We start from the raw sequence: 13,619 nt of genomic DNA on the forward strand, positions 1-13,619 counted from the left end.
GAGAAGTTGAACTTCACCATTTTATGATTGGAATTGACAAACTTCAAAAACCATTTTTCAAGAAGAAATCCGTCCTGATCCCTGCCGTCGCGGCTTTCGTGGGATTGGCCGCCTACCAGGCCCGCGATGTGGAAGACCGTTCCTGGAGCATCTATAAGGCCGATGCGGAAAGCACCAGTTACTCCCGCCTCGACCAGATCAATATTTCCAATGTGAGTCAGTTACAACCAGCCTGGACCCATTCCTTCCACGACATGAAAGCAGAGAGCCGTGCCGGAAGCAGCGAATGTAACCCGATTGTCATCGACGGAGTGATGTATGCCACTTCGGCCAAGCATTGGGCCTACGCCATCGATGCTGAAACAGGGAAGCAAATATGGGCCTTTGATCCCTTCGAAGGTGCAGAAGGAGGCGGTGTGAGCCGCGGCGTCACGTATTGGGAAGACGGGGAGGACAAACGCATTCTCTTCACGGGAGGTGACATGCTCTTTGCGCTCGACGCCCGTACCGGCAAACCCATTCTATCGTTTGGGAAAAATGGTAAGGTAAGCATGAATGTCGGCCTGCGCGACGATCCTGAAACCATTTCTGTGATCCCCACTTCACCGGGCATTGTCTTCAACGACCTGCTGATCATGGGTGCCGAGGTGTCCGAGCTTTATGGAGCCCAACCGGGCTATATCCGCGCTTATAACTGTAAAACCGGCAAGTTGGAATGGACTTTCCACACCATACCGCTGCCCGGGGAACCTGGCTACGAAAGCTGGCCGAAAGATGCCTACAAATATGCAGGCGGCGTCAACGACTGGGCGGGAATGAGCCTGGACACCAAACGCGGTATGGTGTTTCTGGCATTGGGATCGCCTTCCTACGACTTTTATGGTGCGGACCGCAAAGGCGACAACCTCTATGGAAACAGCGTGGTAGCACTGAATGCCGCCACGGGCAAATATATCTGGCATTACCAGCTGGTGCACCATGACCTTTGGGATTATGACCTGCCAGCTCCACCGAACCTGGTTACAGTAAAACGGGAAGGACGGGATATCGATGCCGTGGCGCAGGTGACCAAGCATGGCTTTGTATTCCTGTTCAATCGCGAAACCGGCGAGCCGCTGTTTCCCATCGAAGAGCGCAAAGTGCCTGCTTCCAACATCCCGGGTGAACACACATCCCCTACCCAACCTTTCCCGCTAAAACCCAAGCCATTTGCCCGGCAATGGATGACCGAGGCCGACCTGACCCATTATACCAACGCCGGACATGATTCTATCGTGAAAAAGTTTCGGTCGATGCGGTATGAAGGGCTCTTCACCCCACCCGACCTGAAAGGCACGCTGATGTTGCCCGGCAGTCGCGGGGGCGCTGAATGGGGAGGAGCGGCCTACGACCCTTCCACGACCGTGCTATTTGTAAAATCCAACGATTCGCCTGAGATCCAGTCGATGAAGAAAGTAGATACGGAACAGGAAGCCAAAGACCAGACGGTCTATGACCAGGGGAAAACCCTGTACATGACGTACTGCGTGGCCTGTCATGGCAAGGACAAAAATGGCGACGAGCCTACTTATCCCTCGCTGATCGGGCTCCGAAACCGCATGACCCGCGAAGCAGCACTCGATAAGATCAAAAAAGGCGGTGGCAAAATGCCCGCATTCGCAAGTGCGATCAAAGGAAAGGAAAAAGGCATGATCGCATTCCTCTACGACCGGCCCCAGAATTCGAGCAAGGTCACCAAACTGGAAACCGGCCAGACGCAGAAAGGGGCCGATAAATACCTGAACCTTACCGCCTACGGCCACTTCCGGGACCCGAATGGAAATCCCGCCCTTAAAGCCCCCTGGGGGACCCTCAATGCTATCAATCTCAGCACAGGCGACTACGAGTGGCAGATCCCACTGGGTAACGATGCCAAACGACAAGAAAAAGGTGGGCCCGAAACCGGACAGGAAGGCTCCGCCGGCCCTATTGTAACAGCCGGAGGCCTGGTGTTCATCAGCGGCACCCAGGACCGCAAACTGCGGGCATTCGACAAAAAAACGGGTAAATTACTTTGGCAAACCGAACTGCCGGGTGTGGCGAACGCTACGGCATCCACCTATATGAGTGGCGGAAAACAGTACGTGGCGCTGTCCGTTGGCGGTACGAAGGACAATCCGTCCGGATTTATGATGGCATTCCGGCTGCCGTGAGCGTTTGGCTTAATCGGGGAAGAAGCTGATTTTTCATTTTGATTCTTTGACGAAATTACCTACTTTTACTATACAAATTATAGTAATGAACAAAAGGTTAGCAATAACCTTTTTGATAGTCAAATCAGAATGGCATTTACACATCATCACGGCCCACGTCCTTCTCCCAGCCAATGCAACAGCAAGTTGAATGCAGCTGGCGACGCACTTTACGTAATCGGCGGGAAATGGAGATTGCGGATTATCCTTGCCCTGGCAGAAGGCCACAAGCGGTTCAACGACATTCAGCGGGCTATCACCGGCATATCCGCCAGGGTTTTGTCCAATGAGCTAAAAGAACTGGAAATCAACGGGTTTATTACCCGGAACGTCTATACCGATTTTCCCATTGTGATCGAGTACGCACTCACCACGTATGCCGACACACTGTCGCCAGTCCTCGAATCTCTGATCGAATGGGGTGAAATGCATCGCCAAAAGATCAGGAGTGAAGGTAGCGGTGTGCCGACAAGGGTTACTGCTCTGGCAGCGACACCGTAAGATGCCACATGTCGCCCGAATTGGTCACCTTTTCGGTTCCCCATTGTCCCGGGCCGCCATCTGCGCGGAGGTAAACGCTGAAAACCAGCGTCGTGATCTGTGAGCCTTTGATCAGCAGGCTTCCACAGGCAGCACCATTATCGCAATTCCCGGTTATTGGGGTTTTAGAATGCAGAATCTTGGTTTTTGATATGTCAATCTGCATCTGCTCATTGCCAGATAGCTTTGTCAAAGTCAGGGAGGGTGTTTGCAGCTCCAGCTCAGTGGCAAACCCCAGGCGCTTACCCCCGAAATTGGTGGTCGCCCCCAAGCCAATAAATGATAAAACGGGATCCGTAACCGGTCGGTTGAATTGCAGGCGCAACTTGCCGTAGTAGTAGCGGCTCGTATCCGATTTCGATGCATTGGATGCCATCAGCGGTTTCGCTGACAGGAATATCTGTAAACCTGCATTCATATACAGATTGATTCCCTTCCCTGACGGTCCCTGCGGGTGGGCGGTAAAGATTGTCCGCGCAGTATCCGCATAATAATAGTTGTTGTTGACCACAGGAGCCCCCTTTACATGCGTAGCACTCGCGCCGGATGAAGCCCCAAAAGTAAGGCCGGTAACATGCTGGGGGACATTGACGTAAGTTTGATCATCAAAGCTGAATGTCAGAGATAACGGCGACCGCAGCTCCTGAAAATAAATCCCGTCGTCGGTACTGCCATTTTTGTTATGAAAAAAATTCAGCGTCTGTGGAATGGATGTAGGCCCCTTCGGGACAGGTAGCCCACGGCTGTTATTGACGCCGTCCTGAACAAATTCCAACGTACCCTGAGCATTGACAGAACCAGCTAGTCCGGCAAACAACATGAGGAACCGAACCGCAATTAGCGGCCCTAGTGAAGGTTTTAGCATGTGTGAAAAATTAAATGTCGTCGAGATATGTGTGCAATATAAGCGTTAAAAAGCAAGGTATTTACTACTGCCTGGCCTGATCTGCAACTTTGTCGAATAGTACAGCTTAATCTTTTGATACTACTATGCCACTACCTTGTCGCATTAATTTACAAATTAAGTATTTGATTATTAAGCTAATGTCATGATGCAATTAATTTCCCTGTTCCCAGTTCCTTATCAGCGGCATTAAATGAGCAAAATACTCTTCTCGCAAGCCAATAGCGACCCAGCCCCGCATATGAGCTGTCAAAGCGCCTTTCCAGGTAAAATCACAAATTAAACAAGGGTTATATTAACATTTAACCCATGCACTTAATCCAAAGGGGCTCATCGAGCGTATGTGGCTTTGTCTAACTACATAACTCAATCAAGATCTTATGAAATTACTCGACTTATTCCCGAGACCCGTTGCCTCAGCACTGGCCCTTATTCTTGCCTTTTCGTTGGTATCCTGTGAAGATCACCGTGTGCCGCCGATGATACAGTCGTTACCCGACAGGATTTTCTATGCATTGTCGGACAACAACCAGCTACACGAAATCAACATCCAAAATACCGCCAGCCCGGTCCGCTCTTTTGTTGTAACGGGTCTCGGGCAGGAAGAAGTCATCAAAACCATTGACTTCCGCCCGGCGACAGGGCAGCTTTATGCGATCAGCTCCCTGAACAATCTGTACCAGATCAATGTAAAGACAGGCGACCAGGAAGGTAAAGCTACTCGCATTGGTACGACACCCCTCTCGACCACACTGAATGGCAGCGTCGGCTTCGACTTTAACCCTACCGTGGATCGAATCCGTGTGGTGACTACATCAGGGCAAAACCTGCGCGTTCATCCGGAGACGGGAGCTGTCACAATGGATTCGCCGTTAACCGGTTATACCAACCCGATGATCGGGGCTGTGGCCTACACCAACAGCCTTGCAGGGGTAACAGCTCCTCCGTCGGGAGTGGGTACTACTTTGTACGACATCGACGCTTCCACCGATATGCTATACACACAAAACCCGCCGAACGCCGGTGAACTCGTCCAGGCGAAATCGCTGGGTCTCGACATCCAGGAAGTTGGCGGCTTCGACATCTCTCCCGACGTAAGCCCCTCCGACGTGTATCCGATCGCGTCCGTGAAATTCGGTGACAAATGGGAGCTGAATTTTGTCAATCTCAGTACCGGAAAACTCCAAAAACTGGGAGAATTTCCTTCAAACCTGAATATTACAGGAATCGCAATTCCTCCGATGCCAGTCGCCTACGCATTAACCGAGGGAGGCACCCTCAAAATTTTCAATCCTGAAACGGGCAGCGAATACGCTACCAAGACCATCACGCTCGCGGCCGGCGTCACGCTGGAAGGCATCGACATTCGTCCGGCAAACGGCAGATTATATGCATTAGGCAGCAATAGCAAAATATATGGCATTGACCTGGGTACGGGAGCTGCGGCTGAACTGGTGAGCCTGAAGACTAACATGGATATACCTGTAACATTGAGCGGCACCTATTTCGGCGTGGATTTCAATCCCGCTGCCGATCGTCTGCGCGTCGTCAGCGATAATGGGCAAAACCTGCGCATCAACGTGAACGACGGCGTCACGACCATCGACGGAGCCTTGAAAATAGGCATGGCCGGTCCTACACCCCATGTTACGGCTGCTGCGTATACCAATAGCTACCCGGGTGTTGTGGCGGCCAACACCGCCTTGTACGATATCGATACCCAGAGTAATACCCTGTACAAGCAAACTCCTCCAAACGATGGCATTCTGGTCGATCCGAAGGCAATGGGTGCCGATATCAGTCCTGTTGCAGGATTCGATATCGGTAATGTGTCAGGCAAGGGATATGGCATCTTCACGGTGGCTGGCATCACCAGTTGTTATACCATCGACTTGTCATCGGGAGCTATTGCATCAAAATTTCCATTCAGCGGCCCGGTGAAGGGGCTCGCATTAGGGTTCGGCCTGTAAAGCCATCTTCCATAGACACAAAAAAGACGCGCTTCCGGCGTCTTTTTTGTGTCTATAATTTGTTCTCGCTGCTGTGGTTCAGTAATCACTCCCCGATGTACATGTTTGCGGGGAAGAACTTACCCTTTGTATAAGTAATCGTATCTACCGCTTCCGCCGTGTTCCGAACTTTATTGATCCTCACGAACTTCGCTATTTACATCACCTTCTCCTGCAAAATCTTCGCAACGCTTTCGTGCAATGGCGGGTGCAAATCACTCAGCAACCACCACGTATGTATTTTCGCGCCGGCATCGACGAGTTTCCTTACGACCAGCAAGTGATCCGGCCGCAGCCCTTCATGCGCAGTAGCCCATAACGTCTGATCCAGTACCGTTCCACCGAACTCATTGCGGGCTTCCAGCGGCGCCTTGTGTGCCAGCAGGAGATCTGCCATGTCGGAATAGCCAAAATAACCCGCCCAATGCAACGCCGTCCAGTCGCGCAAATCTTTCGACGCGGGGCTGACCCCTTTACTCAACAGAAAGCGGACTGTCTCAACGCGATCGAGCATGGCAGCCCAAACAAATGCCAGCGCCAGATTGGCTTCCGGTGTCGGCTTCACTTTAAGCCAGCTTACATTCACGAGCGGCGCACCTGCGAGAAGCTTTCCGTCATTTCCCAAATAACCGGCGAGTTGTTCAATGTACCCCATGGCCGTGGCAACGACCACATTATCGACGCGGGCGCCCCTTTGAACCAACACGTCGGCCACTTCCGGATAGTGAAAATAGATCGCCGTTAACAGCGGCGCACCGTCATCGTGCACTCCGTTGACCGCCGCACCGTGGTCCAGGAGCTTCTCAGCCAGCCGCGATTGCAAACCTGCCTTTGCAGGATGTGAGCTGGACACCAGTAGTTCGAGCGTAGTCCCCCATTTGCTTTCATAAACTTCCGCAAAAGCGTCCGGTTCGGCACCTGCCAACAGTAGTGCGTCGGCGATTTCCAACGCATTGGGAGGAGTGAGCTGGCGATAATTTTCGATGCCATTAGCTGAAACGTAATGCAACAAAGTTGCCTGGTGTCCGCGAGAGGAACGCTCACGAACGATGCCGGGATGAGTGCTCAACAATGCAATGAGCGTTCCGAGGTCGCCGTGGACTACCGCCTCCACGGCACGCTCAAACCGCGCAGCCTGAGAGTCCGGGTCGCGTAGGTCGTCAATATGCTTTAACAATACCGGCCAATCTTCAAAACCCAGTTCCCTCGCCGTGACGAGCCTGGCATCCTCGATGCTGAAGTTAGTCTCGGGTTTGTTTAACTGCGTTAGTTTCCATGGCTCCGGATGAAATTTTTGAACGTGTTTGACCGTATCGTTGCGCATTGAACGGCAAGCATCCAGTAATTTCAAAGCCTGTTGCTCATAGTAGTTACGGCTGGGGTCAGGAATCAGCGGGATTATATCGGTAGTGTTCATAGGCCGGCTATTAAGGGGGCTAAACTTGGACTATTCGCGCATTTAATATAGACTTATTAAAGTAAATAATATATTATTTAACACCCCATTTTAGCGCTATTTCTGCCCATGGACAAACCGGCGCACGCTTTTACTGCTGATTATCCACTTTTTCCTGACCACTTCAACAGTTCCTGGATCGAAAATGGTCAGTACCGTAACTTCCGGAAGATAGTTGCCCGGCCGGCAATGCAAAATCTGCGTCCCCGAGCAACTCCCCTACATCTCCCAGATACTGATAACTATTACCTGAATTAACGTCGAAGCCGTGCACACCGCCCCCATCGGCCGCAGTGATGCTGAGCGCATCGGAGATTTTGTTATTGTTCTGAATGGCGGCGCCGTTGGCGCCAATCACCACGAGGGGCAAACTGGATGTAATGGAAGTTTGTGAAATGGCCTGAAAGCAATTCACTAAGGGGATCACAACAGAGATCCATTTGGCATTTAGACGTAATTTTTGAGCCATAAACGAAATTACAATTAACTTTTATTGACATAGAATTTATTCGTCAAATTATACTTACATAATAAATATAAAAGTTAATCATTTCGTAATACAAATATGAGAGGCTTATTTATCCAAAGGAAGTTTTTTACTGATCAGAATTATTAAAAGTATTCGTTAAGGCTCTAATGGCTCCCAAATGCGAATATCTATCCAATTATGTGTTGTTAAATCTGTCGAATAAATTTCAACAAACATTTTATTTTCCGCATCGTATTCCCCATCTCTCCACTCGTCTTCGTCCACACGCTTGAAGCGCACCAATAAACCATTTTCGGGCAAGGTGTTCTGATCCATATCGGTTTCTGTTGTTTAAATCAAAACGGATAAAAAACCTTGCCCGGCAACTCTTACCTGCTGTACATGTTGAAAGCCGTCAGGTGTTTCCTGAAAATCGCCTCGTAATGATCGGCTTCCTTATCCTCTTTGGCTCTGCGGCACTCCTGGACAACGCTCTGTAGTATAAAGAGATCGGCATTGACATCCCGGTTACGCTCCCCATTCTTCTCTTTCACCCACGAAAGGTTTTCATCGGAACGCAGGGCCATCGCCCGTGCCGAATCCAGCGCCTTTTGCTTCTCTCCCACATCAAACAAAGCCCCTACAAATCCAACTGACACCTGGTCGAACGGTATCGTATCGTCAGGCATCACGGCCATGGCTTTATCAACCACCTTCCTGGCTTTGTCGATGCGGTTTTCAGCAATGAGCTGCTGTGCAAGACGCAGGAAGGACAACCGTGCTGTAAACACCGGGGAGCCGCGATAGGTATCGTCATAGTACACTTTCGGGTTATTCATTTCACGCCACGACATTTTGTTCATCATGTTGTCGTACATCACATCCGAATTTACATAACCGTCTGATGCTCCCGGCACACGCACCGGCAACAGGCGATAGGCATAACCTTCGAGCTGGAGATATTCCTGTAAACCGAGATTATGCGAAGAACCCATCGTCGAAGAAAAATAAACCGGGCGTTTCCAGTTGTTGCTGGCAATAATGTCGAGCATCACCAGATCCCCTTTCAGCAAGTCCGTCTCTCCTATTTTCCAGCTCATGGAATCACTCAGGTACGGCGCCAGCTCATCTTTAACGATCTTCATATCCTTCACCTGTCGCGTATTGACCGGCAGAAACAAAGTAGCTGAAGGTAGAATAGACGTCATTTCGCCACTGGTAAGCGGCACCTGGATCGCCTTATTGTCCTGCCCGATCAGTTCCAGGTATTCTTTCAGGTTAATACCGGCTTTCACAGCCGGAATCTCGTAAAACGGCAGATAATCGTTTTTGCCCAGCTGATAATGATTGGAATCCAGCGATAAAGGCAACGCATCGGACTGATTGATCTTTCTTTTCAGTTGTTCGATATACCAGTCTAAGCCCAGGAATGTCTGCACACACACGCGCACATCCGTGCGAAACCCTTCCACTTCCTGCACATACCAGAGCGGAAAAGTGTCATTGTCTCCCCCTGTAAAGAGGATTGCGTTGGGCGCGCAGGAATTGAGCAGGTTGCGGGCAAAATCGACCGAATGGTACCGGTCGGAACGGTCGTGGCTGTCCCAGCCCCGCGCCACCATCACCACCGGAACCGACAGGCTCAGCGCGCCTGCGACACCGGCCCGCCAGGCCGGCCTGCGCACTACTTTTTCCAGCAAACCGGCGACTGCTATCACCCCGAAACCGATCCACATACAAAAGATGTAGAACGACCCGACGTAGATATAATCACGCTCGCGGGGCTCGCTCGGCGGCGAGTTCAGGTAAAAAACCAACGCAACACCGGTCAATGCAAAAAGTAGCCCCAATACCAGCAGATCTTTACGGCGGCGGTAATACATGAATACGATTCCGGCTACGCCCAGCAAGAAAGGCAGCATCAGGAAGTTGTTATGGCCTCTGTTCTGCGCAATGCTTTTCGGATAGGAAGAAACTGCATCCCACGGTAACAGCGCTCCGGCACCTTCCTGATCGCTCTCACGGCCCGCAAAGTTCCACAGAAAATAGCGCCAGTACATATGCCCAAACTGGTGCGAAAACATGTACGACAGATTATGCCGCAGGGTCGGTTTCTCCCCCTCCGCCAGGCCAGCCATCTGCTGGTACAGCTTAGGGTGGCCGGGCTGTAAACTGGACATGCGCGGCAACAGCATATTGCTGCCAGACTCGTACTCATAGATCGGCTTGTAATCTGTCAATACATATTTACCGTCCTTTTTAGTATAAATGGGTGCACCGCGCTTCTGGCTCACCGGCCTCGATACAAATGACGGACCGTAAAGCAAAGGCCGACTCTCGTATTGTTCCCGTTTGAGGTAGTAGACAAACCGCAATACGTCACTGGGATTATTTTCATTGATTGGCGTATTATAACCAGACCGTACCAGGACCAATGCATAGGAAGCATACCCTACCAGAATAAATGCGAGGGACAACAGCCCGGTATTGAGCAGCACCTTATTGGTGCGGTGCGAATACCGGATGCACCAGACCAGCCCGCCAAGAAAGATTACGATAAAGAAAGTGATACCCGTGTTGTAGGGAAGCCCGAGCGAGTTGACAAAAAATATCTCGAATTTCCCAGCCAGTTCGGGCAGGCCGGGAATGATGCCGGCGTTGATAACCGCGAGGATCAGTAAACCGCACAACAATGCGACTGATGCGCCCCAAAAACCGGGTTTGGGATATTTTTTGAAATAATAAACCAGTGAAAGTGCTGGAATAGTAACCAGGTTGAGCAAATGCACGCCGATCGACAAGCCCACCAGGTAGGCGATCAGGATAAGCCATCGGTTCGCGGTAGCGGGATCTTCGATACGCTCCCATTTGAAGACTGCCCATATCACGATTGCAGTGAAGAATGACGACAATCCATAAACCTCGGCTTCCACCGCCGAAAACCAGAACGAATCCGACCAGGCATAGGAAAGCGCCCCCACCACGGCCGCCCCTGTGACAAGCCATGCATTCGTGCCACTTTCTTCCCCAGACTCACCGACAAGTTTCTGTGCAAGCAAAATGATGGTTTTGAACAGGAAGAATATCGTAAAGGCACTGCTTAGCACGGAAACAATGTTGACCCAGTAAGCTACGCGGGTGACATCTCCCAAAGCAAGGAGCGAAAACAATCGCCCGATCAGCAGGAACAAGGGTGCACCCGGCGGGTGCGGCACCTGTAATTTAAAGGCACAGGCAATAAATTCACCACAGTCCCAGAAGCTGGCGGTCTGCTCCATGGTGCGCACATAGGTAACCAGCGCGATGGCAAAAACGGCCCAGGCTACGGCATCATTCCATTTCTTGAAAGGTTTCATGATTGAAGGTGTTTTGAATAATATCCCAAAACTATCGAACACCCTCTGCCGGGGCAGATCTCAGGGTCTTAAAAAAAGTTAACGGAAAGCCCTGTGAGTGAGGCTTTAACTTTCTTTAACAAAGCATGCTTCTTCCACGACACCAAATGGATACATCGCCGCCGCGGATCACCGCACAACACACATGTAACTAAATAATTACAAACAACATGCAACTTTATGCTGAGCTTTTTCATCTGATCGCTATGACCTTAACCCGAACCAGCCATGCTTAGAAACTACCTTAAAATCGCGATCCGCAGCCTGCTGAAAAACAAACTATTTTCCTTCATCAATATCTTCGGCCTGGCCCTGGGTATGACGTGCAGCCTGCTCATAGGGCTGTGGGTCAGGGATGAAATCTCTTTCAATAAATTTTACCCAGGCCTGAATGACATCTATTTCGTGCGCTCGGGTTATGAAGAGAATGGTCAGTCCGGTGTGAGCGACGTTACTCCCGGCCCCTGGCTGGAAGCATTAGAGAAGAATGTCCCCGAAATCGAAGCCGTTACCAAAATTACTTACAACCGCGACCTGCTGTTTAAAGCCGGAGAAAAATCGACCAAGGAAAGTGGTGTCTACGCCACCCCGGGCTTTTTCAGAATATTCAGGACTCTTTTTATAGCAGGATCCGCCGACAAGGCGATCGATCAGCCCACATCCATCGCCATCTCCCGAAAACTGGCTGATAAGTACTTCGGAACAGCCCGGGCCGTAGGAAAATCGATCCGGCTCGACAACGCGAGGGATTTCATCGTAAGTGCCGTATTTGAAGACATACCTCAGAATTCGTCCGTACGGTTCGACTGGATCGTAAATTTCGCGGTACAGGAGCAGGACTGGATGAAATGGTGGGGAAATTCCAGTTTCAAGACCTACGCCATGCTGACACCGGGTGCCGATCCGCAACACGCGGAGAAGATTATGCGGCAGGTGATCAAAAAAGTAGCCCCTCCCGCACTAACCAGCTTCCCTCTGCTTCAAAAGATGTCCGACGTTTACCTCTATTCCGAATATACGGGTCTGAAGTCGACCGGAGGCCGAATCGAATACGTCCGTATATTCTCCATCGTGGCGGTTTTTATCTTGCTCATAGCTTGTGTTAATTTTATGAACCTTGCTACCGCGCGCTCGGTCAACCGCGCCCGGGAAGTTGGGGTCCGGAAAGTGGTCGGTGCCGAAAAGAAATACCTGGTGATGCAGTTTTTGGGCGAGTCGCTGATCGTCAGTCTCTCCGCCGCGGTCCTTGCCATTCTTTTCACCTTCTCATTGCTTCCGTCTTTCAATGAAGCGGTGAAAAAAAATATTGTGCTGACTCCGGGCGACCCCACACTTTGGGGAGCCCTCATCGCGCTGATCACCATCACGGGTGTCGTCGCAGGAAGTTACCCGGCTCTTTACCTCTCGGCTCTGCAGCCGGTGCGCATTCTGAAAGGGCGGCTTACGTTCACCAACAGCAGTCTTTATCTCCGTAAAGGGTTGGTCGTGTTCCAATTCGGCATTTCGATCTTCCTGATCATCGGAATGCTCGTGATCGGCGACCAGATGAACTATATTCAAACCAAACGGCTGGGCATCGACCGCGAGAATATCGTTTACGTACCTCTGGAAGGTGATTTACCCAACAAGCTGGAAGCATTTCGCCAGGAAGTCCTGTCCTCCCCGTCCATCGCATCCGCCACTACCTCGGGTTCAATCCCGACCGACATCGGCAGCAACTCAGGCGACCTGGATTGGCCCGGCCGTGACAAAACAGCAGATAACACGGTACAGGCCACCTTTGTCGGCTACGATTTTGCAAAAACCATGAATATCACTATGGCCGACGGCAGGGATTTCGCAAAGGGCTTTGCCGCTGATACCGCCAACTACATTATCAACGAGGCGACGGCGCGAATGATGAAAATGAAGGATCCCGTGGGCAGGCAGGTCAAATTTTGGATGGGTACGGGAACGATCGTCGGCGTGATGAAAGACTTTCACATCGCCTCATTCCACACCGGCATCAAACCCCTCATCCTGGTATGCTACAAAGGCCTTAATACCGAGTATCTGATGGTCAGAACGCGCCCCGGACAAACCCGGCAAGCCATCGCACATCTGGAAACTTTAACAAAATCATTTAATCCCAACTATCCCTTCAGCTACCACTTTCTGGATGAAGAATTTGAAAGAATGTACAGCTCCGAGCTGATCATTCACATCCTGATCCGTTTCTTTGGCGTGATCGCCATTCTTATTTCCTGCCTGGGCCTGCTCGGACTGGCAGCCTTCACTGCCCAGCAGAGGACCAGGGAAATCGGGATAAGGAAAGTATTGGGGGCTAATGTGGCCCACGTGGTGGCATTGCTGTCCAAAGACTTTGTCGTACTCGTGCTCATCGCCATCGTCGTGGCATCACCGCTTGCATGGTACGTGATGAACCTCTGGCTGGCCGATTTTGCCTATCATATCGATATGTCGTGGAGCATGCTGGCGACAGCCGGCCTCCTGGCAACGACGATCGCTTTGGCAACAGTAAGCTTTCAGAGCATCGGTGCAGCACTCGCAGATCCGGTTAAATCGCTCAAAGCAGAATAAAAAAAGGAGCGTTTCAGTCCTGCATCGGGCTGAAA

Annotated in this window: 9 protein-coding genes; 4 read left to right on the forward strand and 5 right to left on the reverse strand. The window is 51.0% G+C overall.

Going from position 1 to position 13,619, the window contains the following annotated elements:
• Positions 1-23: 23 nt before the first annotated feature.
• Entirely contained in the window at positions 24-2,192 is a 2,169-nt protein-coding gene (locus BP71_RS09035) for an outer membrane protein assembly factor BamB family protein (protein ID WP_496378283.1), read from the forward strand.
• 129 nt (positions 2,193-2,321) lie between these two features.
• Entirely contained in the window at positions 2,322-2,732 is a 411-nt protein-coding gene (locus BP71_RS09040; protein WP_496378285.1) for a winged helix-turn-helix transcriptional regulator, read from the forward strand.
• Here the strand turns inward: BP71_RS09040 and BP71_RS09045 are convergent.
• The gene (locus BP71_RS09045; protein ID WP_496378287.1) at positions 2,707-3,636 is read right to left on the reverse strand and encodes a hypothetical protein; all 930 of its coding nucleotides are present in this window, start codon (positions 3,634-3,636) and stop codon (positions 2,707-2,709) included. The genes BP71_RS09040 and BP71_RS09045 overlap by 26 nt on opposite strands.
• A gap of 419 nt (positions 3,637-4,055) precedes the next feature.
• Here BP71_RS09045 and BP71_RS09050 point away from each other — a divergent pair, with 419 nt between their 5' ends.
• Entirely contained in the window at positions 4,056-5,645 is a 1,590-nt protein-coding gene (locus BP71_RS09050; protein ID WP_496378289.1) for a DUF4394 domain-containing protein, read from the forward strand.
• Positions 5,646-5,841: 196 nt separating this feature from the next.
• On the opposite strand, the gene BP71_RS09055 is transcribed toward BP71_RS09050, so the two are convergent.
• The 4 genes from BP71_RS09055 to BP71_RS09070 form a co-directional block, all read right to left on the reverse strand.
• Positions 5,842-7,101, reverse strand: coding sequence for an ankyrin repeat domain-containing protein (locus BP71_RS09055; protein ID WP_496378291.1), 1,260 nt, complete (start codon positions 7,099-7,101; stop codon positions 5,842-5,844).
• A 163-nt stretch (positions 7,102-7,264) separates the two neighbouring features.
• A complete protein-coding gene (locus tag BP71_RS09060; RefSeq protein ID WP_496378293.1) occupies positions 7,265-7,609 on the reverse strand; it encodes a hypothetical protein in 345 nt (114 codons plus the stop codon).
• A gap of 156 nt (positions 7,610-7,765) precedes the next feature.
• Positions 7,766-7,945: a hypothetical protein gene (locus tag BP71_RS09065; protein ID WP_496378295.1), complete on the reverse strand. Its 180-nt coding sequence runs from the start codon at positions 7,943-7,945 to the stop codon at positions 7,766-7,768.
• Between the two features lie 53 nt (positions 7,946-7,998).
• Positions 7,999-10,965, reverse strand: a complete 2,967-nt coding sequence (locus BP71_RS09070; protein ID WP_496378296.1) for a glycosyltransferase family 117 protein — start codon at positions 10,963-10,965, stop codon at positions 7,999-8,001.
• Between the two features lie 267 nt (positions 10,966-11,232).
• On the opposite strand from BP71_RS09070, the gene BP71_RS09075 reads away from it, so the two are divergent.
• Positions 11,233-13,584 (forward strand): ABC transporter permease, encoded by a 2,352-nt coding sequence (locus tag BP71_RS09075; RefSeq protein ID WP_496378298.1) that lies wholly within the window; start codon positions 11,233-11,235, stop codon positions 13,582-13,584.
• The last annotated feature ends 35 nt before the right edge of the window (positions 13,585-13,619 follow it).

Source organism: Dyadobacter ginsengisoli DSM 21015, assembly GCF_059568735.1.